Source organism: Achromobacter sp. HZ34, assembly GCF_002209485.1.
Lineage (GTDB): Bacteria > Pseudomonadota > Gammaproteobacteria > Burkholderiales > Burkholderiaceae_B > Bordetella_C.
Window position 1 is genome coordinate 1,300,214 of record NZ_NJIX01000001.1, and the last position, 23,070, is coordinate 1,323,283.

Genomic DNA, 23,070 nt, shown 5'->3' on the forward strand with positions numbered 1-23,070 from the left:
ATAGGGAATGGAGGGAAATAAACGGGATATGGCGGCCGGCCAAGCCGCCTGAACATCAACACCTACCTAACGATCGTTAGGTAAAGAATAAGAGGTATATTCCCCTACGTCAATCTTTCTTGGGAATCGCGGTGTTGAAGACAGAAGCGGGTGCCAATGCGAAGGAGCGCATCCTCGCGGCGGCCACCAGGATGGCCCAGGCCCACGGCTACAGCGGCTTGAATTTTCGCGACCTCGCGGCGGACGTCGGCATCAAGGCCGCCAGCATCTACTACCACTTCACCAACAAGGCGGACCTGGGGGCTGCCGTGGCCCGGCGCTATACGGAGAACGCCGCCGCCACGCTGGATGCCTTGCTGGCCGAGGAAGGCGATCCGCAGCGCGCGCTGCAGCGTTACCCGGCCACGTTTCGTAAAGCCCTGGAAGCCGATAACAGGATCTGCCTGGGCAGCTTCCTGGCCGCGGAAACCGTCGATCTGCCGGAGGAAGTGAATACTGAGGTGCGCGCGTTCGGCGACATGAATATCGCGTGGCTCAACAAGACGCTGCTTGCCGCCGGCACGGTCGCACCGGAAGCCAGCGAACGGCGAGCCCGCGCCATCTTCGCGGCGGTGGCCGGTGCCCAGTTGCTGGCGAGAAGCCGTGCCGACCTCGCGGTCTACGATAGCTTGATCGATGGTTATCGCGAAGCCGGACTTTTGTAAGCTTAGTTGCGTATCTTCCTGTTTACTCAGTGCAGGCAAGACGTTCAGGTAAGACGTTCAGGCAAGACGTTCAGGTAATCGTTCAAGTAACACAGGAGACCCCCCCATGACCTGGTCCGCCCAGCAATACTCACGCTTCGAAGCAGAACGCACCCGTCCCGTCCGCGACCTGGTCGCGGCCATTCCGAATGAGGACGTCAAGGTCGCCGTCGATCTGGGTTGCGGTCCGGGCAACTCTACCGAAGTGCTGGCGCAGCGTTACACGCAGGCCCAGGTCACCGGCCTGGACAGCGATCAGGACATGATCACCGCGGCCCGCAAGCGCTCGCCGCAGACCACTTTCGAGCTGGCCGACATCGCCAACTGGGCGCCCGCCACCCGCTACGACGTCATCCTGGCCAACGCCTCGCTGCAGTGGCTGCCGGACCATCAGGCGCTGTACCCGCGCCTGGTCGACAGCCTGGCGCCCAACGGCACCCTGGCCATCCAGACGCCGGACAATCTGCAGGAACCCGCCCATCTGCTGGCCCAGGAAGTGGCGGCCGACGCGCGCTGGGGCGGCACGCTGGCGCAGGTACGCCATCACAGCCGCCACACGCCGCAGTGGTATTACGGCCTGCTGCAAGCCCACTGCCAGCATATCGACGTCTGGCGCACGACGTATTTCCATCCGCTCGAAGACGCCCAGGCCGTCGTGGAATGGTTCAAGGGTTCGGCCCTGCGCCCCTTCCTGGCCAAGCTGGACGACGCCGGCAAGGCCGACTTCCTGCAGATGTACAAGGAGCGCATCGAGCAAGCCTACCCGGCATTGCCCAGCGGCACGGTGCTGCTGCCCTTCCCGCGCCTGTTCATCCTGGCGACGCGCTGAAGCCGGCCGAAGCTGGCGTCGAAGCGCGGGACTCAAAGCGAAGGATGCAAGACGCCGGACTCAATCCAGCTTGATATTGCGTTCCTTCGCCAGGTCGAACCATTTCTTGTAGTCCGCTTCGACGAACGCGCGCGATTGCGCCACCGACATGTGCTTGATCTCGGTCGACTCACGCGCGAACAGTTCCGCCATGTCCTTGCTGGCGATGACTTCGTTGATCGCCTTGTTGTAGTAATCGAGCAATTCCTTGGGCGTGCTGGCTGGCGCGAAGAACCCCCACCACACGTCCACCGTGTAGCCGGGATAAATCTCGCTGACCGACCTGACATTGGGCAGCAAGGGCGACTGCGCCGCGCTGGTCACGCCCAGCGTCACCAGGTCACCCGATTTCATCTGTCCCAGGATGGAAGCCGGTGTCGAGATCATGAAATCGACGCGCCCGCCCATCATGTCGATGGCCGCATTCGACACCCCTTTATAGGGCACGTGCCGGAACTTGCCGCCCGAACGCTGCATCAGCAGCTCCGAGGAAAAATGCGCAATCGAGCCCAGACCCGGTGTCCCGTACGTCATGGGCTTGCCGGACGTCAGCGCCGCCTTCAGGTCATCCAGGTTCTTCAGCCCGGACGCCTTTGACGCCACCAGCACCATGGGCCCCTCGGAGACCACCGCGACCGGCGCCAGGTCCTTGGCAAAGTCGTAATTCAACTGGCGCCCCACGGTATTGGTCACTACCGAGGACGAACTGAAAAGCAAAGTCGCGCCATCACCCTTGCTCTTGGCCACCTCGCCGGTACCGATCACGCCCCCTGCCCCCGGCTTGTTCTCGACGATGAAATTCTTGCCGGTCTTCTTCGTCAATTCCTTGGCGATGGCGCGGCCGAAGGTGTCATTGCTGGCCCCGGGGGAAAACGGCACGATGATCCGCACGACGCTGGGAACCTCGGGCTCGGCGCGCGCGGCACAGGTCAGGCCGAATGCCGCCACGGACGCGGCAGCCAACTTCCAAAGCGATCTCATTTTGTCTCCTGATCTTGTTCTGGTGGCACCGGCGCGCGCATCGAGGCGCAACGCCAAAACCAGAATATCATCATGAGATCATGATATCAACGGAAGAAATTCCCTATTAAGACGGAGACCTCGCCAGCCTCAGGATGCCGTGCCGGCCGCCCGATTCAGCGTCATCTTGTACGTAAAGGTATGGCCCGGGTAGGTGTTCACGGTCACTTCGAAAGGCTCCGGATCCTCGAAGAAATAGCGCCGCACCACTTGCAGCGCAGGACTGTAGGGCGTGGCGTGCAGCAACTCGGCCTCTTCCGGTGACACGAACACCGCCTGGATTTCCTGCTCGATCTTCTGGATGGTGCTGTCGAAGGCCTCGGAGATCTGCGTATAGACGGCGGTATCCATCTCCCGGTCGTGCGCCACCGCGCTCAGGTAGGGTTTGCGCACATAGATGCGGCACACCGACACCACCACGCCGGTATCGGCGCGATTGACACGCTTGCCCGCCAGCCGCAATACCGTATCGCCGGTGGGCATCTTCAGCACGGCCGTGTCCTCGGGCCGCAGCACCAGGGATTCGCGGCGCGAGATCAGGTAACGTGTCGGCCCGGCCCCGTAAGACACCAGCTCGGAAACCGAGCGTGAAGTCAGCATGAAGCTCTGGTTCTGCGCCCGCGCCACCACTTTGGTGCCCACGCCATGGATGGTCTCGATCAGTCCCTGCGACACCAGCCGCTTGAGGGCTTCGCGGATGGTCGTGCGGCTGACCTCGAAGCGCTCGATCAGGTCGCTCTCCTTGGGCAGCAGCTCGCCGACAGCGGGAAAGCCGTTGGAGATTTCCTTGGCCAGCAGATCGGCGACGAGCAGGTATTTCGGGGCGGTGGTCCTCATGGGCTTCTTTCGGTCTTTCGTTCTTATGGGAGCGGCGGAACTGCCAGCCCGCATCTTACCGTCACCCGCAATGGCAGGTTGGATTGCGTTAGATATAATGATATCCTTATTTCAAGAATCACCATCAGCCTTCACAGATGACCGACTTTCCTGCCGCCGAATTCAATCCCGACGCCCGCGGCCCGCTTAGCGGCGTGCGCGTGCTGGACCTTTCCCGCCTGGTCGCGGGCAATGTGATGACCTTGCAACTGGCCGATTTCGGCGCCGACGTCATCAAAGTCGAACCGCCAGGCGGCGACACCCTGCGCAACTTCCGCAGCGACGGCCACGATACCTGGTGGAACACGTACTGCCGCAACAAGCGCAGCATCGGGTTGGATTTCCGCCACCCCGACGCCATTGCGCTACTGAAGCGCCTGCTGCCGACGATAGACGTGTTCGTGGAGTCCTTCCGCTCCGGCACCCTGGAAAAAATGGGACTGGCGCCGGAAGTCATCCATGCCATCAATCCGAATATCGTCATCGTGCGCATCACCGGCTGGGGCCAGACCGGTCCCTACCGCGACAAGCCGGGCTTCGGCACCCTGGTGGAGGGCTACACGGGCTTCGCCGCCATCAATGGCTTCCAGGACCGCGAGCCCGTCCTGCCGCCGATTTTCCTGGGCGACATGGTCAGCGGACTTTATGGATTCGGCGCGGTGATGACGGCATTGTGGAATATGCGCGCCAATGGCCAAGGCGGCGAGATCATCGATCTTTCCCTGTTCGAACCCACGGTCTCGGTGCTGGGCCCGCAGGTCGGTACGTATGAACTCACCGGCAAGCTCAAGGCGCGCACGGGCAGCCGGTCGAACACCACCGCGCCCCGCAATGTCTACAAGACGGCCGACGGCAAGTGGATCTGCATATCGACATCCACCGAAACCATGGCCCGGCGCTTCTTCAACCTGATCGGGCGCCCTGACATCCCGGAACACCCGGAATACGGCACGGCACGGGGCCGCCTGCGCCACGTCGAATACATCGACGGCCTGGTGGCCGACTGGTTCGCCAAGCAGCATTTCGCCGAAGCCCTGGCGCTGTTCGACCGGGAAGGCGTGACGGCCGGGCCGGTGTACGACGCCAGCGACCTGATCAAGGACGACTACGTGCGCGAACGCGAAGTGTTCGTACGCCTGCCCGAAGCACAGGACCGCCAGCTCGCCCACAACATCACGCCGCGCTTCGCGCGGCATCCTGGCGCGTTCCGCTACCAGGCGCCCTACGTCGGTGAACACAACGAGGAAATCCTGGCGCCCATCATCGGCCAGGACGCATTCCAGACTTTGCAGGCCAGCAAGGTGGTCTGCACGAACAAGGAGACTTGAATGGCATTGCTTGGAACGCAGCTGCAAGGGCCGGCGGTATGGAAAGGCCCTGAAATCGACTGGCGCACCCACGGCCTGCATGTGTTGTCCCCGCAGGAGGTCGCCGAGATCGACGCCGCGCTGGCGCACCTGAAGGCGCAGGGCGACGTCGACTTTCCCGATATCACCCCGGAGAATTTCCCGCTGCAGCAGGTGGGCACCCTCATGCGGGGCCTGCCGCAACGGCTGCAGGACAGCGTCGGCTTCCTGATGCTGCGCGGCCTGCCGCGCGACCGCTACAGCGACGACGACATGGCGAAGGTGTACTTCGGCCTGGCCTCCTACATGGGACGCCCCATGACGCAGTCCTATCTTGGCGACATGCTCGGCCACGTCATGGACGTCAGCGACCTTGAACCCAAGTCACGCGGCTACCGCAAGGGCGGCGGCCAGCTGATGCACACGGATTCCTGCGACGTCATCGGCCTGATGTGCCTGCGCACCGCCAAGTCCGGCGGCGACAGCCGCATCAGCAGCGCGCTGACCGTGCATAACTACATGGCGGAACATCATCCGGAACACTTTCGCGTACTGTGCGAAGGCCTGTGGCTGAAGCGCGCCGACGAAGACGGACGCCATGCCACGCGCACCTATAGCGAAAACAAGGTCCCCTTCTTCGTTGAACAGAATGGCCGCGTCGTGTGCTACCTGCCGACCGGCTACGCACGCCTGTGCGAAAAGAGCGGCCAGCGTCCGTACACGCAAGAAGAATCCGATGCCTTGTACCGCGTACGCAAGGTCGCCGCGATGCCCGAGCACTTCCTGGACATGGGCTTCAAGGATGGCGACATCCAGTTCCTGAACAATCGCAGCATGGTGCACGGCCGCACCGATTACGAGGACTACCCCGAAATCGAACAGCGCCGTCATCTGATGCGTATCTGGATCCGCGCCAAGGACTGGGACGCCATGCCGCCGCGCCAGGTCTTCCATACGGATGAAGACATGCGCCTATGGTCGCAACACCGCAAACCGTTCGCGGAATTGCCTTCGGTCCACGACGAAAGGCTGAAGGCGAGCACCGCGGACAGCAGGATGGTGGACTAGGCCCCAGGCGTCGGCCAGCGCGCCGGCATCCGGAAGTCAGCCACCCCACCCGGCCAGCAACTGCTTCAGCGCCTGCGCCGACGTGTCCGTCAGCGGCCAGGCCGCCGGCGGACGGGGCGCGCCGCAATCCTCGCCCAGCAACTGCAACGCTGCCTTCACGACGCTGACGTTGCAGCCGTTCTGCTCTTCCGCCCGCAACGCTTCGAAGGCGCGCATCTGCTCGATCAGCACGCGCGCACGCGGGTAGTCGGCCGCCTCCAGCGCCTGGTGGATCGCCACCGAATGCGCCGGCTTGACGTTGATCAGCCCGGACGTGAAGCCGCGTGCGCCCATGGCGTACAAAGGCGGCGCCCAGATCTCGGCCAGGCCGCAGACCCACGCCAGGTCCAGGTCGGTGGTACGCCGCATGGCCTCGCCCATCAGCAAAGGCGTGGGCGAGGCCCACTTGATGCCGACCACGCCCGGCAGACGGCAAAGCGCCTCGATCGCCGCCAGGCCGATGTTCTCGTTACGCAGATACAGCACGACGGGCAGGCCGCCGCTGGCATCGCTGACCCGCGTCACATACTCGACCACGCCCCGCGGCGCGACGAAGGGATCCGGCAGCTGATGCACCATCAGGCCGCTGGCGCCGGCGCGTGCCGATTCGCGGGCCAGGCGGCAAGCCTGGCCGATATCACGGCCCACGCCGCCCAGCACCGGCGCGCGACCGCCTACCTGCTCCGTCGCCGCGTGCGCCATGGTCACGGCTTCTTCCGGGGACAAGCCATAGAACTCGCTGGTATTGCCGTTCACGACCAGGCAATGCACCCCCGCGTCCACCGCGCGATCGACGATGGGCGCAAGCTTGTGCGGTGCCAGCTGGTCCTGCTCATCGAAAGGCGTCACCAGGATGCCGGAAATACCATTCAACGCGGCACGCAACTGCGGAAAAGCGAAAGCGGTCATTCCATGTCTCCAGAATAGGGGCACCTGGAAGATAGCATCCCGACCGGCAAAACCGAAAGCGCACCGGGTCTCGCACCGGATCCCGGTGCGCCCCGGTTCAACCCTTGCGCCGCAGCTGCTCCAGCAGGGCGACAGCACGATCGGTACGCACGTCATGCTCAGCCGCCATCTGCCTGGCCACCGCATCGATCTCCTCGCCCACCGCGCCGGCCACCAAGGCGATATTGCGCGCATGCAGCGCCATGTGGCCGCGCTGGATGCCTTCCGTCGCCAATGCGCGCAGGGCGCCCAGGTTTTGCGCCAGGCCCACGGCTACCGCGATCTCGCCCAATTCCTGCGCCGTCTTCACCCCCATGATCTTCAGCGACAACTGCGCCAGCGGATGGGTCTTGGTGGCGCCGCCGACCAGCCCCACCGGCATCGGCATCTCGATGGTACCGACCAGGGCGCCGGTGGTGTCCTTCTCCCATTTGGTCAGCGAGGTGTAGTGCCCGCCCCGGCACGCCCACGCGTGCGCACCCGCTTCCACGGCCCGCCAGTCGTTGCCCGTGGCGACGATGATGGGATCGATGCCGTTCATGATGCCCTTGTTGTGCGTGGCCGCCCGATAGGGATCCACGGCGGCGAACGTATAGGCATCGAGCACGCCCTCGACGATCTCCTCGCCGGCACGTTCCTTGGTCTTCAGCGTCGCCGGCGTCAGGCGGACGCGGGCACGCGCCAGGCGCAGGTCCGCCAGGTTGGACAGGATGCGCAGGCGCACCTGGCCACCGGTGAGCTTTTCCACCAGGGGCGAGACCGACTCGGCCATGGTGTTCACCGTATTCGCCCCCATGGCGTCGCGCACGTCGACGATCAGGTGCATCACCACCATGGCGCCCCGCGGCGTATCGGGAAACACATGGATCTCGATATCGCGGCAGCCGCCGCCCAGGCCGATCAGCACCTTGTCACGGCTGTTGGCCAGTTCCAGGATCTCGTCACGATGCTTGAGCAAAGCCAGGCGCGCGCCGTAAGGGTCGGTCACGCCCAGGATCTGCACCTGGGCCCGCATGATGGGACCCGTGCTGGACGTCTCGAACCCACCCGTGTCGCGCGCCAGCTTGGCCATGTAGGAGGCCGCCGCGACGATGGAGGGTTCCTCCACCGCCATGGGCACCAGTACGTCCCGGCCGTTGACCTGGAAATTGCTGGCCACGGCGAACGGCAGCTCGAAGGTGCCGATGACGTTCTCGATCATGCCGTCGGCGCGAGCCACGGGCAGCGCACCGGGCTGCAGGATCAAGGCGGCTTCGGCGTCCGTCAATCCGACGGCCTTGACGAGGTACTCCGCGCGTTGCGCGGGTGTGAGAGCACGAAAATTGGGCAGGCGCGAGTCGGCCATGAGAGGATCTCCTGAAATTGGTCGGTGGAAGAATGAGAAACGCGGGGCGGCGCGGCCGAACGGGCTGCGGCGCTACGCCACCCTGAAGAAAATCAGCCGCGGGCGGCGCGGCCCCTGTTGCGCGACAGGAAACGCTGCAACCCTTCCTTTGCTTCGTCGCAGGTAAAGGCACGCTGGCCCAGCACCGCTTCCTTGCGGAACGCCTCGTCAAGAGGCAGATGCGCCAGCGTCAACGCCGCCTCCTTGATGACCGACACCGCCACCTGGCCTTTCTGCGCGATGCCCTGGGCATAGGCCAGCGCCACCGATTCAAGGTCCTCGGGCGGCACCACGCGATTGAGCAGCCCCATTTCCGCCAGGCGCAAGGCAGGAAAGCGCTCCGCGGTCAGCATCAGCTCCATCGCGTAGGCGTAGGGAATCTGCCGCACCAGCCGCACCAGGGTTCCGCCGGCCGGCGTGAAGCCGAGGGCCGCCTCGGGCAATGCAAACTCGGCCGTGCTGGCAGCGATACGGATATCCGTCGCCAGCATGATCTCGAAACCACCGCCCATGCATAAGCCGTTGATGGCGGCCACGACGGGTTTGTAGAAACCGCTCTGCTTCAGGTGCGCGCCATCCCACTGCGAGATGTCGAAGCGCCCTTGCGCCAGCGCCGGGATCGACTCACCCAGGTCGGCGCCGACGCAGAAAGCGCGGCCGCCATTGGCGCCCAGCAGAATGGCACGTACAGCGGGGTCGTCATTGGCGCGCTTGAACGACTCGGCCAGGACCTCATACATGTCCAGCGTCAGGGCATTGAGCTTTTCGGGCCGGTCGAAGCGGATATGCGCGACGGCATCCTTGACCTCGTAGGTGATGCCCATCTCAGATCACCCCTTCGGCGACGAAGCGCTCATAGTCAGCGGCCGCCACCCCCAGCCACCCCTTGAGCACCACCTCATTGTGCTGCCCGAAGCCCGGCGCGCTGCCTTGCGCCTGTACCGGTGTGCGCGACAGCTTCATCGGGCTGCCGAAAGCCTGGACCTGGGCGCCGTCGACCTGGGTTGGCACGAACATGTCCCTGGCCCGCAGATGGGGATCCTCGACCACCTCGGCGATGGTCTTGATGGGGGTCATGGGAATGATGTCGCCGGCCAGCGCCTCCAGTTCCGCTTTCGTGCGGGCGGCGCACCAGCGTTGCACGATGGGCTGCACCCGCCTGGCATAGACCTCCGCATCGAAGCGCTTGGCCATCGTGTCGATCTCGGTATCGTTCAACAGCTCGGGCTCGCCGAACAAGCGGCAGGCCTCGCGCCAGAATTTATCCGTATAGGCGCCAAAAAACACATAGCCATCCTTGCAGGCGTATTGGCCGTAGGGCCGTACGAAGGGATGATCGTTGCCCAGCGGCTCACCCACGATGCCGTCCACCGTGTAGTTGACGATGGCGTGCTCCGTCAACGTCACCACCGAGTCCTGCTGCGCGACATCCACCTGCTGGCCCAGGCCCGTCTGGCGCATGTCGACCACGGCGGCCAGCGCCGCTATGGTGGCGTAGAACGATGCCGACAGGTCGCCGATGATGGTGCCCACCCGCAACGGTGCCGCGCCCTTGGCGCCGTTGATGGACCACAGGCCGCCTGTCGCCTGGGCGCTGTTGTCGTAGGCCGGCCGCTTGGCGTTGGGCCCGGTCTGGCCGAAGCCGCTGATGGAAACATAGATCAGCCGGGGGTTGCATTGCTTCAAGGTCTCATAATCCAGGCCCATGCGCGCCATGGTCCCCGGGCGAAAGTTCTCGACCAGCATGTCCGCCTTGCCCACCAGGTCGCGCAGCAGCGCGCGGCCCCGCTCGGACTTCAGATCCAGGCTCACCCCCAGCTTGTGCCGGTTGTATTGCGCGAAGAAGGCGCTGGCCTGCCCTTGCTGTCCCTGCACGAAAGGCGGAAAGCTGCGCACGTAGTCGGGCTCGGCCGGGTTCTCCACCTTGATCACGGTCGCCCCCAGGTCGGCGAGCATCATCGTGCAATAAGGGCCGGCCACGACGCGCGTCACGTCGATGACCACCAGGCCGCGCAAGGGCCCCTCGCCCAGCGGCAGCTGCGTCAAATCATCAATCACTTCGATACCTCCGATGCCAACTCGATCTGCCCGCGTTCGATGTACAGCGTCCTGCTCTGTACGTCTTCGAGCAAGGATGCGTTCGATTCCGTCACGACCACGCAAAGCTGTGGATGCGATGCGCGCAGCAGGCGCAGCGAATCGCCGTATTGCCGCGCCAGCGCGGGCGCCAGTCCCTGGAACGGTTCATCCAGCAGGACGAAGCGCGTACCTACCATCAGGGCGCGCGCCAACGCCACGATCTTGCCTTGCCCGCCCGACAGCGCGGCGCCCGAACGCGGCAGCATCGCCTTGAGCTGCGGCACGCTGGCGAGCACGCCCTCCAGCCGCTGCTGGACTTCCCTGGCGGGCACCCGCAGCACTTCGCAGGGCAAGGTGATGTTCTGGGCCACCGACAGCGCCGGCACGATCACGCGGTCTTCAGGCGCGTAACCGAAGCCGCTGGCCGAACGGCGCGCCGCCGGACGGCGCGCGATGTCGTCGCCATCCAGTTGCAAGCGGCCCGTGCGCAGTTTCACCAGGCCCATGATGCTGCGCAGCAGCGTCGTCTTGCCCGCGCCGTTGCGACCGACCACGGCGATTGTGTGGCCTGCTTCCAGCGTCACGTTGACATCGCGCAGTACCGCGTGCCCCGCCAGGTCCACGCTCATCGATTGGATATGCAGTGTCATCGCACCCCCAGCACTTCACGGCGGATGACCGGATCGGCGAATACTTCCTGCGGCAGGCCATCCGCGGCGATGCGGCCGTCGATCCACGCAGCAACGCGCGTCGCGTATTTCAGGACGATATCGACGTCATGCTCGACAAACCAGCTGGTCACCTTGCGTGCTTCGAGCGCGCGCATCAGGGTCTGCATGACGCCATGCTTGTCTTCGGACGCCACGCCGCTGGTGGGCTCGTCCATGATCACCAGCTTGGGCTCCAGCATCAACGCAATAGCGACGTCCAGCAGTTTGCGCCGCCCCTCCGGCAGCACCGTGGTGGGATGCTCGGCGTAGGGCTGCAGCTCGACCAACGCCAGCATCTCGTCGACCGCGCGCCGGTCCGCGGCATGCGCCAGCGCGGTCCAGCGCGACAGTGTGCCCTTGCGGCTGACGGACGCCAGCTCCAGGCACTGGCGTACGGTGTGGTCCAGGAACAGCTGCGGCAATTGGAAGGAGCGACCCACGCCCAATCGGGCGATCTGCCGCGGGCCCTTGCGGGTGATGTCGGTCCCTTCGAAAAACACCTTGCCGCGGGTAGGCTTCAGATAGCCGGTGCAGATATTGATGAAGGTTGTCTTGCCGGCGCCGTTGGCGCCTATGACCGCCAGATGCTCGCCATGATGCAGGGCGAAGTCGATCTGGTCGGCGGCGCTGATGCCGCCGAAGCGCAGTGTCAGGCCCTCGGTGCGCAGGAGCTCGGTACCTGGTGATCCAGTACGTGGTGATCCGGTACGCACGGATCCAGCCTGGGTCTCGTTCATTGTCCTTCTCCCACCGCATTCTTCGCCAGCGCGACGGGCGCCGCGCCTGCCCGGTGCTCGTCACGAGGCCGCGTGGCGGTCCCGCGCAGGCATCCCGCTATCCCGTTCGGCGCGAAGAAGATCACCCCGATCAGCGTCAGTCCAAGCAGCATCTGCCAGGCGTTGGTGAACCAGGCGGCCGCGCCCAGCTTGATGGCCTCGAACACCGCCGCGCCCATGAAGGCGCCGATGGCATGGGCGGAACCGCCCAATATGGCGATGAAGACATACTCGCCCGAGCGGATCCAGTAACCGCTTTCCGGCGTGACCAGGTTCTGTTCCAGCGCCAGCAAGGCACCAGCCAATCCCACCAGCGCGGCCGACAGCACATAACCTTGCGCCAGCGCCGCCCTTGCGGACACGCCTATGTATTCGAGCCGGGTCTCGTTGCTGCGGATCGCCAGCATCACCTGCCCCGCCGATGACACGAAATACCGTTGCACGCACCAGCCCAATCCGACCGCCAGGGCCAGCACCAGGCCCAGCATGGCCAGTTCGAACTCGCCGCGATCCAGGGCCATCCCCAGAAAGGCGGGCCGCTCGAAGCGCAAGCCGTCCGTGCCGCCCGTCCAGCCGTACAGCTTGCCCGCCAGCGCGAACAGCACCATGGAAATGCCCAGGTTCAGCATCCCGAAGAAGATGCCGCGATAACGCGTGACGAAGGCCGCCACGATGGTGCCGAAACAGACGCTGGCGAGCACCCCCGCGCCCAGCACCACCAGGGCATCCGCCCCGGGAAAATGGCGCGCCGTGAAGCCCGCGCCGTAGCCGCCGATGGCGGCATACATCGCATGGCCGAACGATACCTGGCCGGCACGCAGCAGCACGGTCAGGCCCAGGGCCGCCAGGCCGTAGCAGAGAAAGGTGATCGACGGCACGCGCGCCGACGGCCAGATCCAGGCCGCCGCCAGTATCAGCGCGACGGCCAGCGTGACGGCCGGGGCAAGTAGACGCAAAGACGGTCGCATCAGATCCTCCTGGCCGCGGTCACGGAAAACAGCCCATGCGGACGCACCAGCAATACGGCCACCATCATCAGGTAAGGCATGACGACTTCCAGCTCCGGCAGCACGTACACAACCATCGCCCGTGCCAGGCCGATCAGCAGCGACGCGACCAGGGCTCCCGTGATCTGTCCCAAGCCGGCCGTGGCGATCACCGCGAATGACGTCACGATCATTTCCGCCCCCAGGCCCGGCACGAAGGAAGTCATGGGAATCGACAGCGCGCCGCCCAGCGCGCCCAAGGCGCCCGCCAGGCCGAACGTCAACGTACCCACGCGCGCCGCGTTGATACCCAAGGCGGTAGCCACTTCCCGGTTATGGATGACGGTGACGATCTGGCGTCCCGCCAGCGAGTGGCGCAGCAGGAATTGCAGTCCGGCATAGGCCGCCAGCGCCACGCCGGGGACGAACAGCAACTGGTAATTCATGAAGGTCACGCCGCCCAGTTCCAGCGTGCCCATGCGGCCGGCCAGGTCGCCCGCGCTGACGGGCGTCGATCCCCATATCATGCGTTGCAGGTCTTCCAGCACCATAAAGGCGGCGAAGGTCACCAGCAGCTGCAGGATGGGATCGCGCTCCTGGAAATAGCGCAGCAGGCCGCGCTCCAGCAGCATTCCCAGCGCCCCGCCCACCACGATCGCGGCCACGAACAAGGCCAGGATCATGACCGGCGTGGATGAGGTATGCGGCGCCAGCCACGCCAACAGCGTGGCGGCGCTATAGCCACCGAAGGCGTACAGGCTGCCGTGCGCCACGTTGATGACACCGAACACGCCGCAAATGAGCGTCAGCCCCAGCGAGATCAGGAACAGCAGGCTGGCATAGGACACGCCGTCTACGCTCGCCAGCAGGATGAGGTTGAGATCCATGGCTAGGCGCCCGCTGCGAGGTACTGGTTATGCCGCACGTTCATTTGCCCACATGCTTGATCTGGTCGCTCTGCAACAGCGCGGGCTTGAGCGTCTTCACCCACTCAGCGGACTTCTGCCCCACCGGCGCGGCCACGATATCGGCCGGGTAGAAAGTCAGCTGCCCGACCAGGGGGAAGGACTGCGAGGGATCCTTGCGGGTGATGCCGAGCAACTGCCCCTGCAAGGCCTGGCCGTCTTCGCGCATGCGGATCGGGCGCGACAGCCCGCGATACTCGGACGTCCGCAAGGTGGTCGCCAACTGTTCGGGCGTGGGCCATTTACCGCTGTTGTCGGCCAGGAAGTGCTTGTAGGCCCCCGTCGTGGCCTTCAGCGCCTGGATCATGTGATACACGGCGAAGTTGGGATAGGCGCCGGTGCGTTGCTTGAACTTCTGCACGAAGGCGCGCGTTTCAGCATCGTTGGCGAATTCCGGATCGGCGAAATAGCCATCTCCCACGAAACCGACGATGACGCCGGGCGGCACGGCGTCGCCCAGGCGTTCCAGCGACGAGTCGGCCAGCGGCAGGATGAACTGGGAATTCTTCAGCAGGCCGCGTTGCGAGGCCTGGCGCAGGAACGTGTCCAGGTCGCCGCCCCATGCCGTGGACAGGACGACATCCGGGCGCAAGGCCTGCAAACGCGTCACCTCGGTGGAGAAGTCCGGCGCACCGAACTTGGGGAACAGCTCGGCCACGATCTTCACGTCCGGCTTCAGGGCCAGCAGCGTGTTGCGGAACACTTCCCAAGAGTCACGTCCCCAGGCGTAGTCCTGGTTCACCACCGCCAGGGTCTTGAAGTCCGGCTTGGTGCGCAGCAACTGCAGCACCGCGGCCACCATCTCCATGGTGCCGTTGGGCCCCGTGCGGAACACGTATTGGTAGCGGCGGTCCTCCAGCACTTTTTCGGTGGAGCATTCCCACAGGATGTTGACCACCTTGAGATCCTCGGCCACCGGCGCCAGCGCGTTGCAATAGCCGCTGGAGATCGCCGAGATCATCACCTTCTCACCCGGTTCCTGCGCCAGGCGGCGATAGTCGGACAGAAACTTGTCCGCGCCCTGCCCTTCATCTATCCACGTCGGCTTGAGCTTGACGCCGTCGACACCGCCGGCGGCGTTGAAATCCTCGATCCACATGTCGGCCGCCGCCTTGGCGGGCGCCCCCAGCACCGAGGCGGCGCCGGTCATGAAGGTACTCATGCCCAGGCGGATCTCGGCGGGGCGAGCTTGCTGGGCGTAAGACGTCGTTGACAGGGCGAGCAGGACGGCACCCGCACCCAATAATTGGGCCAGCAACTTCATGATTTGTCTCCTCAGCCTTCAGACTGATAATGTTTTAGTACGTGCATAATGCCGGCTATGCACGGCGCGGGATATGGACGATGCATACACAAGATGGATGAATTCCTGTCCACTATCTCCATCACTCCTGGTATGCCGCAGTGCAATTCAGGGTTTTCACCGAAGCCATCATGTCCAAGAAACACGACCTTCCCGCCAGTGAATCGCTGGCCCTGGCTCCCGGCGAGTTGCAGGCCGAACTGCTGGCCATGCTCCAACGCAATGCCAGCGCGCGCGACTACGACCGGATGCTGGCGCGCATCGAGACCGACGTGCATGACCCGGCCGATCGTTCTTTGCTGGAGGGAAGCATTCGTGCCGCCGTCGCCATCCGCGAGCAGCAGACCTTGCAGCAACGGCGGGAGAAAGGCCTGATGGTGGTGCTTGAAAGCGCCAACGACCTGACCGCGATCCGCGACCTGGAACTGGTGCTGGGCGCCATCGTCAGGCGCGCGCGGCAGATCTTTGCGTCGGACATCGGCTATCTCACCAACTTCGATCGCCTGCGCGACGATTTCTATATCCGCGCGGCTGAAGGCGCGATATCGGAGCGCTTCAAGAACGTGCGCGTACCGCAAGACCATGGCATCTGCGGTCACGTGCTGACGCACAAGACGCCGTATCACTGCACCGATTACCTGGTGGATCGCGGCTTCGCCCACGAACAAGGGATAGACCTTGCCATCCAGGAAGAAGGCGTGCGCTCCCTGCTGGGCGCGCCGCTGATGGTGGGCAACCACTGCATAGGGATGCTGTGCATCTGCGATCGCCATCCGCGCTTCCACGAGCCGTGGGAGGTGGCCATGCTCTCGACACTGGCGGCGCAGGCGGCCATCGCCATCGAGAATGCACGCCTGTTCCAGGAGACGCAGGTGGCGTTGCAGCGCGCCAGCGAAGCCAATGCGTCGCTGCATCGCCAGGCGATGGAGATCGAGGCCGCCGCGGAAGCGCAGGAACAGATGACGAAGCTGGTGGCGCGCGGCTGCACCATGCTGGATCTGCTGGACATGGTGGCGTCCTTGCTGGATGGACACCTTGCCCTGCTGGACGAGGCCGAGCAGCTGATGCAGCACACGGGGGCCGGGAATCCGCTCATCGAATGCATGCGCGACACCCGCGTGCAGGACGCGGTGCATCTGGCCCTGTCTGCATGCCGGCGCTCGGGCCGGTCGCAGGAAGTCGAATCCACCCACATTCGCATCGCGGCGCTGATGGGCGCCGACCGCCTGCTGGGCGCGTTGCTGATCGCCTCGGATAAGCCCATGACGCCCACCCAGATCCGCACTTTCGAGCGGGGCGCCCTGGTGGCCGGCGTGGTCCTGCTGTCGCAGGAACGCAGCGAACTCGTGGTGAGCAACGAGTCTGCCGCCACCATCCGCGCGCTGGTCAGTTGGCAGCAGGAAAGTTTCCCGGCCCTGCAGTCGCGCGCCCGGCCCTTTGGCCTCGATCTTTGCGATCCTCTGCGCCTGATCGTGCTGAGCGTCGAGGAAAGGGATATCGAATACGCCCTGCGGCGTGTCCGCACGGGCATAGGCCGCGGCATCCTGCTGGAGAAATTCGAAGGTTTCATCGTGGCGATCTGTGCCGACGACGGGTATGCGCAGCTGGAGCGCGGCATGCAGGAAACGGTGGTCAGGGACGAGCGTTTGAATACGCTGGGTGTCACGTCCGCCACCTTGACGACGGTGGACGCGTTACCGAACAGCTTTTTGTCGCTCAAGCGCGGGATCGGTATCCTGCGCGCCCTCGGCCGATCCCACGAAATGGTCGCCGAATCCACCTTGACCATGTATTCATTGTTGTTCGAACAACGGCAGGCCGCCGACGTTGCGAACTTCATCGATGCCACCATCGGCAAGCTCGTCGCCCACGACCAGCGGCGCGGCACCGACATCGCGGGAACCTTGCTGGCCTACCTGGAGCACACCCAGAACTCCAGGTCCACCGCCGACCATCTGCAGATCCACGTCAATACGTTAAGGCAGCGGTTGGAACTGGTCGACGGCTTGCTGGAAAACTGGCGCGACGACGGCCGTTTCCTGGAACTGCATGTGGCGCTGCGGCTGCACCGTTTGCGCCGCGGCCTGCAGGGCGCCGGAGACGGCGGCCTCACCGACGCGTCCGCCTTGGCGTAAATACCCCGGAATCTGTCGCTTACGCCTATTACTCCCAGCCCTCCCCGGCACTAGACTCGCCCCCAGGCCATCACCCCATCCACGCCATGCGGATCTCCATACTTGCCCTTGAAGGGCTGTTCGACACAGGGCTCACCGTCCTGCTCGACGCGTTTGCCCTTGCCAACAAATTCTCGGCGGCACAGATGGGCGGGACGCCGCGTTTCGACGTCACGCTGGTCGGCATGCGCAAGCGGGTCCGTTCGGGCCACGGCCTGCTGCTGCCCGTGCAATCCGTGACGCCCGGCCTGAAACCCGACTGGGTGATCGTGCCGGCCTTGAGCACCGGCACCGCGGAGCAATTGCTCCCTGCCCTCGATCGTCCCGACGTCAGGCAGGCGCAATCCCAGATGCTGGCCTGGCATGGCAAGGGCGCGCGTATCGCGGCGTCCTGCATCGGCACCTTCCTGGTCGCGGAAACAGGCCTGCTCGATCATCAGGAAGCCACCACTACCTGGTGGCTGGGCCCCTTGTTCCGGCAACGCTACCCGAAGGTGCGGCTCGACGAGTCACGTATGCTGGTAGCGTCGGACGTAGGCGTGACGGCCGGCGCGGCCATGGGGCATCTGGACCTGGCGCTATGGCTGGTGCGTAATGCCAGTCCGGAACTGGCGACATTGGTCTCGCGCTACCTGCTCGCCGACATCCGCTCTTCGCAGGCGCCCTACATCATCCCGAACCACCTGGCCCAGGCGGATCCGCTCATCCAGCGCTTCGAGCGCTGGGCGCGCGACCATCTTGCCACGGGCTTCTCGCTGCAGGCCGCCGCCAGCGCCCTGGCGACCAGCACGCGCTCGCTGCAACGGCGCTGCCAGGAAGTCCTGGGCAAATCGCCGCTGGCCTATTTCCAGGACCTGCGTGTCGAGCGGGCCCAGACGCTGCTGCGCGGGGGCGGGCTGGACCTGGAAAGCATCGCTGCACAAGTAGGCTATGCGGATGGCGCCACCCTGCGCACCCTGCTGCGCGACCGCCTGGGGCGAGGTGTGCGCGACATCCGCGGCGACCTGCGCTGAACCAAAAGAGACATCGCGGCGCGTGACGGCCACACGGTTGCGGCCGTCACGCTGCACGCAACGCCTGACGCTTAGCGACCCTGGATCAGCAGTCCCAGCGGCGCCAGCGGCCCGACAGGAATCAGCTCGTACTTGGCGAAGCCGCCGGTCACCAGCGGCAGCGTGTCCAGTTCCGCTTTCGCCTGTTCGACCGACTCGGCGTTCATCAGGAACACCACACCGGGTGCGTCCTTGCGCGCCCAGAACTGCTCGATCTTGCCGTCGAGATAGTGCTGCAGCGTGGCCGGCACTTCCTTGGGCATGATCTCCTTGCGTTGCTGGTCCGAAACCGGCTTGGCGATGGATGCGATGGCTAGAACTTTCATGTTGATCTCCTGACGAGAAACGTTGGATGGGAGATCAAACTTTAGCCAGCGGAGGCGCAAACCCCTATCGGCGTAAGCGCCATTATTGGCGGCATTTACGCCATCATCACGAAAGCTGCGGCAAGCCCGCTTCGACCAGGGCGGCCGCCGGTAGCCGCGCCTGCATCGCCGTGGCATCGACGCCGCGCAGGAGGCGGCCCAGATGGCCGCTGTTGGCGAATCCCAGGCGCACGCTGACGGCGGACAGGCTCAGGCCCTCGGCCAGCAACATGCGCGCGTGGCGTGCAACCATCAGCCTGCGTACCGCTACCGGGCTCAGGTTCCACTCCTGCTGGCACGCGCGCTGCAACTGGCGCACGGAAATTCCCAGGCGGGCGGCCGAGGCATCGATGGTTGCCACGGTGCCCTCCTGCTCCAATGCCAGCGCGAAACCGCGCAACATCTGCTGGGGAGGGCTGAGCGGCGCCACCGGCGCGGGCCGGGCAGCGCTGGCCACCTGCGCCATGATGGCGCGCACCAGATACTCGGCGCCTTGCGGCCTGGCGGCGGGATGCAGCAAGGCATCGAGCATGGCCACGGCCGCGCCATCGAGCTGCAGCGCGCCATAGGCCGTGCATAGCGGCCGCAGCAGGTCCGAAGCGAGATAGAGCTCCCCATGGCGCTGGCGCGCCGTCCCCGACAGCGTCTGGTGCGCGGTGCCCGCGGGCAGCAGCAAGGCCGTGTTGCGCATCAGCGTGGCCGTTTGCGCGGACTGATCGCCGGCCCAGGCCGTCACCAGGCTGCCCGATTGCGGCCACAGCAGCATGGCGCAGTCGTGCGAATGCCAGCGGCGTTCGTAGCGCGCCTCGCGATCATGCAGGCAGGCATAGCCGCTGGACTGGATCAATGCCTGCTTGGAGGACAGATAAACAGAATGGGCGGTCATGGCTTACCCCGCATGGATTTCCCTTGCATGGGTCGCCCCATGTCGTGGCCCCTGTTCTAGCGTCGCGGAGCTTGATTGCAGCGACATAGTAATGCGCCCCGTCGGCGCCGGCCAATCGTGCCGGCGCCATGTCGCATTTTGGATCGGCTGGCGCCGCATTGCGGTTTGGCACGCCGGGCCGGCCTGTCTAGCATGAGCACCATTACTCGATGAATGAATCAAGGGAAATTGCGCTCATGTGGAATTCCAGATTTTTCCCGCGCCGGGACCGCTACCGCCGGCGCCTCGCGGCGATCGCCTGCGCGACCCTCGCCACCGGCACCGCGGCGCTGCTGCCCGCCACGCCGGCTTGCGCGGCCTGGCCTGAAAAACCCATCACCATCATCGTGCCGTTTCCCGCCGGTGGCGGCACCGACGTCGTGATCCGGTCCGTGCAGCCCTTGCTGGCCAAGGCGCTCAACCAGACCATCATCGTGGAAAACCGTGCCGGCGCGGGCGGCACCATAGGCTCCGGGCAGGTGGCACGCGCCCAGCCCGACGGTTATACGGCGGTGCTCGCGACGACCAGCACGCATGCTGTCAGCGTCAGCGTCTACAGCAACCTTTCCTACGACCCACGCAAGGACTTCGCCTACGCCGGCTTCATCGGCGTGTCGCCCTACGTCCTGGCGGTGACGCCCAAGCTGCACGACGACCCGGCCCGTCCGCTGGACGTGAAAACGCTGACGGCCCGCATGAAGCAGGCAAAGACGCCCTACAACCTGGCGTCGGTCGGCGTGGGCACCGTCTCGCACCTGCTGGGCGAGCAGTTCGGCCGCGACATCGGCGTGCCGCTGACCCACGTGCCGTATCGCGGCGCGGCGCCTGCCTATACCGACCTCATCGGCGGCCAGGTCGACCTGATGTTCGACAATCCCATCGCCATGGCTGCCTACGCCAAGGCCGGCAAGATCATTCCCGTCGCCACGACCGCGCCCACCGCTCTGCTGCCGGACCTACCGACCTTTGCCCAGCAGGGGATGCAGGGATACACGCAGACCTTGTGGTATGGCCTGGCCTTTCCCAAGAACACACCGGCCGCCGTGGTGCAGCGTTTCAATGCCGAACTGAACAAGGTGCTGTCCGACCCGGACCTGGTCGCGGACCTCGGCCGCAAAGGCATAGACGCCAAGCCCGGCACGCCCGACGCCATGGCCAAGGCCGTGGACCTGGACGTGGCCTATTGGGGCCGCATCGCCAACGCCGTGGGCGCCCGCATTGACTAAGACCGCCATGACATCGCCCACCTTGCAGCCGCCTGCCCCACCCCCGCCCATGCAGGCCGTGATGCTGCGCGTGTTCTTGCGCGAATACGGCGCCGGGGGCGGCAATCCCGTGCCGCTGGTGGCGCAAGCGCAAGGCATGACGGCCGCGCAGATGCAGGCCGTGGCCCGACGCTACGGCCACGAATCCGCCTTCATCCTGCCCCCCGCCGATCCCGTCAACACGCTGCGGCTGCGCTACTTCGTCCCGGCGCACGAGATGGAGATGTGCGGTCATGCCACCGTAGGCACGCTGTGGGCCCTGCGCCAATGGGGCGCCTGGACCAGCCCGGAGGCTCGCATCGAAACCGCCAGCGGCATCGTCCACGCCCGCTGGGATGCGGCCCTGGGACGCGCATGGATCACCCAACCCGCCGTGCAGGTCCAGCCTCTGGATGTCGCTGCCTGCCGCGCGGTCAACGACGTGCTGCAGTCAGGACCTGGGGCCGATGCCACCGCGGGTGCCACTGCAGGTGCCGCTGCCGGTGGCCGGACCGCGGTCGAACCGCTGGTTCACATGGTGAACGCGTCCACCAGCCGCTACAAGACGCTGATCCCCATGCCGGACGTGGCAACGCTGAACGGGCTGACACCGAAGTTTTCCGCGGTACAAGCCCTGTGCGATCGCATCGGATCGACGGGCCTGTACCCCTATGCGGTGGAATCGGTGGACAGCCAGGGCAGCATCGTGCACGCACGCCAGTTCCCACGGTCATCCGGCTATCCGGAAGACGCGGCCACCGGCATCGCGGCGGCCGCGCTGTGGGGCTATCTGGCGGGCGCGGGCACCATCCCGGTAGGGACACCGGCAGTGCCCGCCGCCGCCACGGTGATCCAGGGGGTAGCCATGGGCTCGCCCTCGGCCATCGACCTGCTGCCCCGCTTCGATCCTGCCGGACAGGTGGACGGCTGCTGGCTCAGCGGCGCGGTGGAGTGGATCACGGATTGAAGGCGGCCACGCCAGCGCGGGCATTTTGCGTGCACGCACGGCACCGCCCGAGCCACCGCGGCGCGGCATCCGCGTGGCCGCCGTCATCATCGAACTGGTGCAGGGCGAAGGCGACTCCAATCAACGCACCAGCCCGAGACCCAGCAAGGTCTCGGCGCTGGCGACGATGGCTTCCTCGCTGGGCCGCGGCGTCCAGCCCAGCAGGCGTATCGCTTTTTCGCTGGTGGCATTCATATTCCTGCCGACCAGCGTCGCCACGCCCCGTAGCGCGGGATTCCGGCGCGCGGCAAGGCGCACCAGCCAATTGGGCATCTGCCACATCGGCGCCTTGCCGCCCGCCGCCCCCATGCGCCGGCGCAGCACCCGCGCGACATCGATCAGCCAAAGGCTTTCGCCGGAGATGGCCAGGAAGCGCTCGCCCTTGGCCGCCGGATGCGTCATGGCGCTCAGGTGCAGGTCCGCCAGATCCCGTGCGTCGACGAAGCCGCAATTGACCTTCGGGCACGCACGCTGGCCCTTCAGCATGTCCGTGACCAAGCGCACGGAGTGCGAATAGTCAGGGCCGAGCACAGGGCCAAGTACTGCCGTCGGGTTGATCACGGACAGCTCCAGCCCGCCGCCTTCCCGCGCGATGAAGTCCCACGCAGCGCGTTCGGACAAGGTCTTCGACTTCTGGTACGGCCATACGTCGCCGGACAGGTCGCTCCAATCCGTCTCGTTGAAGGGCCGCTGCAGTTCACGATGCCCCGCGCAGATCGCACCGAACGCGGAAGTCAGCACCACCCGCTTGACGCCGGCAGCCCGCGCGGCCCGCAACACCCGCAGGTTGCCGTCCACCGCCGGCCGGATCCAGTCGTCTTCGTGGACCTGGCTACCCGAAGGTGTCGGCGAGGCGCCATGCATGACATATGCACAGCCCGCGGCGGCCTCAGCCCAGCCGCTATCGTCGCTCAGATCGGCGACGACGAAAGACAGGCGGTCGCCGGCCTCCGCACCGCCCGCCCGCAGATTGCCGCGTACCTCCGCCTCCCGCGCCAGCGTACGGACGGTCGTCCGCACGCGATAGCCCTCGCGCAGCAAGGCCAGGATGCAGTGCTGTGCGATAAACCCGGTTCCACCCGTGACCAGCACCAATGCTTCGTTCATATCGATTTCCTGATTGCCATTCCTCATTGACCAGGCGGTCAGCTTAGTCGCCCGAATCCGTACTTTGAATACTTGAAAATGCGGAT

Annotated in this window: 22 protein-coding genes; 8 read left to right on the forward strand and 14 right to left on the reverse strand. The window is 65.4% G+C overall.

The window, feature by feature from the left end; all coding sequences use genetic code 11:
• Positions 1-134: 134 nt before the first annotated feature.
• Both CEY05_RS05515 and tam read left to right on the forward strand, forming a co-directional pair.
• Positions 135-704 (forward strand): TetR/AcrR family transcriptional regulator, encoded by a 570-nt coding sequence (locus CEY05_RS05515; RefSeq protein WP_088596419.1) that lies wholly within the window; start codon positions 135-137, stop codon positions 702-704.
• A gap of 106 nt (positions 705-810) precedes the next feature.
• Entirely contained in the window at positions 811-1,572 is a 762-nt protein-coding gene (gene tam / locus CEY05_RS05520) for a trans-aconitate 2-methyltransferase (protein ID WP_088596420.1), read from the forward strand.
• A gap of 60 nt (positions 1,573-1,632) precedes the next feature.
• On the opposite strand, the gene CEY05_RS05525 is transcribed toward tam, so the two are convergent.
• Positions 1,633-2,592 (reverse strand): tripartite tricarboxylate transporter substrate binding protein, encoded by a 960-nt coding sequence (locus tag CEY05_RS05525; RefSeq protein ID WP_088596421.1) that lies wholly within the window; start codon positions 2,590-2,592, stop codon positions 1,633-1,635.
• A gap of 129 nt (positions 2,593-2,721) precedes the next feature.
• Positions 2,722-3,468: a GntR family transcriptional regulator gene (locus tag CEY05_RS05530; RefSeq protein ID WP_158219258.1), complete on the reverse strand. Its 747-nt coding sequence runs from the start codon at positions 3,466-3,468 to the stop codon at positions 2,722-2,724.
• Positions 3,469-3,605: 137 nt separating this feature from the next.
• Here CEY05_RS05530 and CEY05_RS05535 point away from each other — a divergent pair, with 137 nt between their 5' ends.
• Together CEY05_RS05535 and CEY05_RS05540 are read left to right on the forward strand one after the other, a co-directional pair.
• Positions 3,606-4,835 (forward strand): CaiB/BaiF CoA-transferase family protein, encoded by a 1,230-nt coding sequence (locus CEY05_RS05535; RefSeq protein ID WP_088596423.1) that lies wholly within the window; start codon positions 3,606-3,608, stop codon positions 4,833-4,835.
• Positions 4,836-5,921 (forward strand): TauD/TfdA family dioxygenase, encoded by a 1,086-nt coding sequence (locus CEY05_RS05540; protein WP_088596424.1) that lies wholly within the window; start codon positions 4,836-4,838, stop codon positions 5,919-5,921.
• Positions 5,922-5,957: 36 nt separating this feature from the next.
• Here CEY05_RS05540 and CEY05_RS05545 read toward each other — a convergent pair whose 3' ends face one another.
• From CEY05_RS05545 to CEY05_RS05585, 9 genes are all read right to left on the reverse strand, one after another.
• Entirely contained in the window at positions 5,958-6,869 is a 912-nt protein-coding gene (locus CEY05_RS05545) for a dihydrodipicolinate synthase family protein (RefSeq protein ID WP_088596425.1), read from the reverse strand.
• Positions 6,870-6,966: 97 nt separating this feature from the next.
• Positions 6,967-8,253 (reverse strand): hydroxymethylglutaryl-CoA reductase, degradative, encoded by a 1,287-nt coding sequence (locus tag CEY05_RS05550; protein ID WP_088596426.1) that lies wholly within the window; start codon positions 8,251-8,253, stop codon positions 6,967-6,969.
• Between the two features lie 92 nt (positions 8,254-8,345).
• Positions 8,346-9,116 (reverse strand): enoyl-CoA hydratase/isomerase family protein, encoded by a 771-nt coding sequence (locus tag CEY05_RS05555; protein WP_088596427.1) that lies wholly within the window; start codon positions 9,114-9,116, stop codon positions 8,346-8,348.
• 1 nt (position 9,117) lies between these two features.
• Positions 9,118-10,350: a CaiB/BaiF CoA-transferase family protein gene (locus tag CEY05_RS05560; protein WP_233161364.1), complete on the reverse strand. Its 1,233-nt coding sequence runs from the start codon at positions 10,348-10,350 to the stop codon at positions 9,118-9,120.
• Positions 10,347-11,021 carry an ATP-binding cassette domain-containing protein gene (locus CEY05_RS05565; protein WP_233161365.1) on the reverse strand — a complete coding sequence of 225 codons (675 nt, stop codon included), beginning with the start codon at positions 11,019-11,021 and terminating at the stop codon, positions 10,347-10,349. The genes CEY05_RS05560 and CEY05_RS05565 overlap by 4 nt, the downstream gene beginning before the upstream one ends.
• A complete protein-coding gene (locus tag CEY05_RS05570) occupies positions 11,018-11,818 on the reverse strand; it encodes an ABC transporter ATP-binding protein (protein WP_088596429.1) in 801 nt (266 codons plus the stop codon). The genes CEY05_RS05565 and CEY05_RS05570 overlap by 4 nt, the downstream gene beginning before the upstream one ends.
• On the reverse strand, positions 11,815-12,825 hold the full coding sequence (locus tag CEY05_RS05575) for a branched-chain amino acid ABC transporter permease (RefSeq protein ID WP_088596430.1): 1,011 nt from the start codon (positions 12,823-12,825) through the stop codon (positions 11,815-11,817). Before CEY05_RS05575 ends, CEY05_RS05570 begins: the two co-directional genes overlap by 4 nt.
• Entirely contained in the window at positions 12,825-13,730 is a 906-nt protein-coding gene (locus CEY05_RS05580; RefSeq protein WP_088596431.1) for a branched-chain amino acid ABC transporter permease, read from the reverse strand. The genes CEY05_RS05575 and CEY05_RS05580 overlap by 1 nt, the downstream gene beginning before the upstream one ends.
• Before the next feature lie 40 nt (positions 13,731-13,770).
• Entirely contained in the window at positions 13,771-15,072 is a 1,302-nt protein-coding gene (locus tag CEY05_RS05585) for an ABC transporter substrate-binding protein (RefSeq protein ID WP_088596432.1), read from the reverse strand.
• 170 nt (positions 15,073-15,242) lie between these two features.
• Here CEY05_RS05585 and CEY05_RS05590 point away from each other — a divergent pair, with 170 nt between their 5' ends.
• Positions 15,243-17,246 carry a GAF domain-containing protein gene (locus tag CEY05_RS05590; protein WP_143220283.1) on the forward strand — a complete coding sequence of 668 codons (2,004 nt, stop codon included), beginning with the start codon at positions 15,243-15,245 and terminating at the stop codon, positions 17,244-17,246.
• Positions 17,247-17,332: 86 nt separating this feature from the next.
• Positions 17,333-18,298, forward strand: coding sequence for a GlxA family transcriptional regulator (locus tag CEY05_RS05595; protein WP_088596434.1), 966 nt, complete (start codon positions 17,333-17,335; stop codon positions 18,296-18,298).
• A gap of 71 nt (positions 18,299-18,369) precedes the next feature.
• On the opposite strand, the gene CEY05_RS05600 is transcribed toward CEY05_RS05595, so the two are convergent.
• Together CEY05_RS05600 and CEY05_RS05605 are read right to left on the reverse strand one after the other, a co-directional pair.
• Positions 18,370-18,663, reverse strand: a complete 294-nt coding sequence (locus tag CEY05_RS05600) for a hypothetical protein (RefSeq protein WP_088596435.1) — start codon at positions 18,661-18,663, stop codon at positions 18,370-18,372.
• A 106-nt stretch (positions 18,664-18,769) separates the two neighbouring features.
• Positions 18,770-19,588, reverse strand: coding sequence for a helix-turn-helix transcriptional regulator (locus CEY05_RS05605; protein WP_088596436.1), 819 nt, complete (start codon positions 19,586-19,588; stop codon positions 18,770-18,772).
• 236 nt (positions 19,589-19,824) lie between these two features.
• Between CEY05_RS05605 and CEY05_RS05610 the strand changes: the two genes are divergently transcribed.
• Together CEY05_RS05610 and CEY05_RS05615 are read left to right on the forward strand one after the other, a co-directional pair.
• Entirely contained in the window at positions 19,825-20,853 is a 1,029-nt protein-coding gene (locus CEY05_RS05610; RefSeq protein ID WP_088596437.1) for a tripartite tricarboxylate transporter substrate binding protein, read from the forward strand.
• A gap of 7 nt (positions 20,854-20,860) precedes the next feature.
• Positions 20,861-21,838 (forward strand): PhzF family phenazine biosynthesis protein, encoded by a 978-nt coding sequence (locus CEY05_RS05615; protein ID WP_088596438.1) that lies wholly within the window; start codon positions 20,861-20,863, stop codon positions 21,836-21,838.
• Positions 21,839-21,958: 120 nt separating this feature from the next.
• Here CEY05_RS05615 and CEY05_RS05620 read toward each other — a convergent pair whose 3' ends face one another.
• Positions 21,959-22,984, reverse strand: a complete 1,026-nt coding sequence (locus CEY05_RS05620) for an aldehyde reductase (RefSeq protein WP_198952675.1) — start codon at positions 22,982-22,984, stop codon at positions 21,959-21,961.
• Positions 22,985-23,070: the final 86 nt, after the last annotated feature.

Bases quoted from the DNA above. Each gene is read 5' to 3' on its own strand.
- tam (WP_088596420.1), top strand. From the start codon at position 811: ATGACCTGGTCCGCCCAGCAATACTCACGCTTCGAAGCAGAACGCACC.
- CEY05_RS05550 (WP_088596426.1), bottom strand. From the start codon at position 8,253: ATGGCCGACTCGCGCCTGCCCAATTTTCGTGCTCTCACACCCGCGCAA.
- CEY05_RS05540 (WP_088596424.1), top strand. From the start codon at position 4,836: ATGGCATTGCTTGGAACGCAGCTGCAAGGGCCGGCGGTATGGAAAGGC.
- CEY05_RS05565 (WP_233161365.1), bottom strand. From the start codon at position 11,021: ATGACACTGCATATCCAATCGATGAGCGTGGACCTGGCGGGGCACGCG.
- CEY05_RS05555 (WP_088596427.1), bottom strand. From the start codon at position 9,116: ATGGGCATCACCTACGAGGTCAAGGATGCCGTCGCGCATATCCGCTTC.
- CEY05_RS05535 (WP_088596423.1), top strand. From the start codon at position 3,606: ATGACCGACTTTCCTGCCGCCGAATTCAATCCCGACGCCCGCGGCCCG.
- CEY05_RS05610 (WP_088596437.1), top strand. From the start codon at position 19,825: ATGTGGAATTCCAGATTTTTCCCGCGCCGGGACCGCTACCGCCGGCGC.
- CEY05_RS05530 (WP_158219258.1), bottom strand. From the start codon at position 3,468: ATGAGGACCACCGCCCCGAAATACCTGCTCGTCGCCGATCTGCTGGCC.
- CEY05_RS05590 (WP_143220283.1), top strand. From the start codon at position 15,243: ATGTCCAAGAAACACGACCTTCCCGCCAGTGAATCGCTGGCCCTGGCT.
- CEY05_RS05595 (WP_088596434.1), top strand. From the start codon at position 17,333: ATGCGGATCTCCATACTTGCCCTTGAAGGGCTGTTCGACACAGGGCTC.
- CEY05_RS05525 (WP_088596421.1), bottom strand. From the start codon at position 2,592: ATGAGATCGCTTTGGAAGTTGGCTGCCGCGTCCGTGGCGGCATTCGGC.
- CEY05_RS05575 (WP_088596430.1), bottom strand. From the start codon at position 12,825: ATGCGACCGTCTTTGCGTCTACTTGCCCCGGCCGTCACGCTGGCCGTC.
- CEY05_RS05620 (WP_198952675.1), bottom strand. From the start codon at position 22,984: ATGAACGAAGCATTGGTGCTGGTCACGGGTGGAACCGGGTTTATCGCA.
- CEY05_RS05585 (WP_088596432.1), bottom strand. From the start codon at position 15,072: ATGAAGTTGCTGGCCCAATTATTGGGTGCGGGTGCCGTCCTGCTCGCC.
- CEY05_RS05605 (WP_088596436.1), bottom strand. From the start codon at position 19,588: ATGACCGCCCATTCTGTTTATCTGTCCTCCAAGCAGGCATTGATCCAG.
- CEY05_RS05580 (WP_088596431.1), bottom strand. From the start codon at position 13,730: ATGGATCTCAACCTCATCCTGCTGGCGAGCGTAGACGGCGTGTCCTAT.
- CEY05_RS05570 (WP_088596429.1), bottom strand. From the start codon at position 11,818: ATGAACGAGACCCAGGCTGGATCCGTGCGTACCGGATCACCACGTACT.
- CEY05_RS05545 (WP_088596425.1), bottom strand. From the start codon at position 6,869: ATGACCGCTTTCGCTTTTCCGCAGTTGCGTGCCGCGTTGAATGGTATT.
- CEY05_RS05600 (WP_088596435.1), bottom strand. From the start codon at position 18,663: ATGAAAGTTCTAGCCATCGCATCCATCGCCAAGCCGGTTTCGGACCAG.
- CEY05_RS05615 (WP_088596438.1), top strand. From the start codon at position 20,861: ATGACATCGCCCACCTTGCAGCCGCCTGCCCCACCCCCGCCCATGCAG.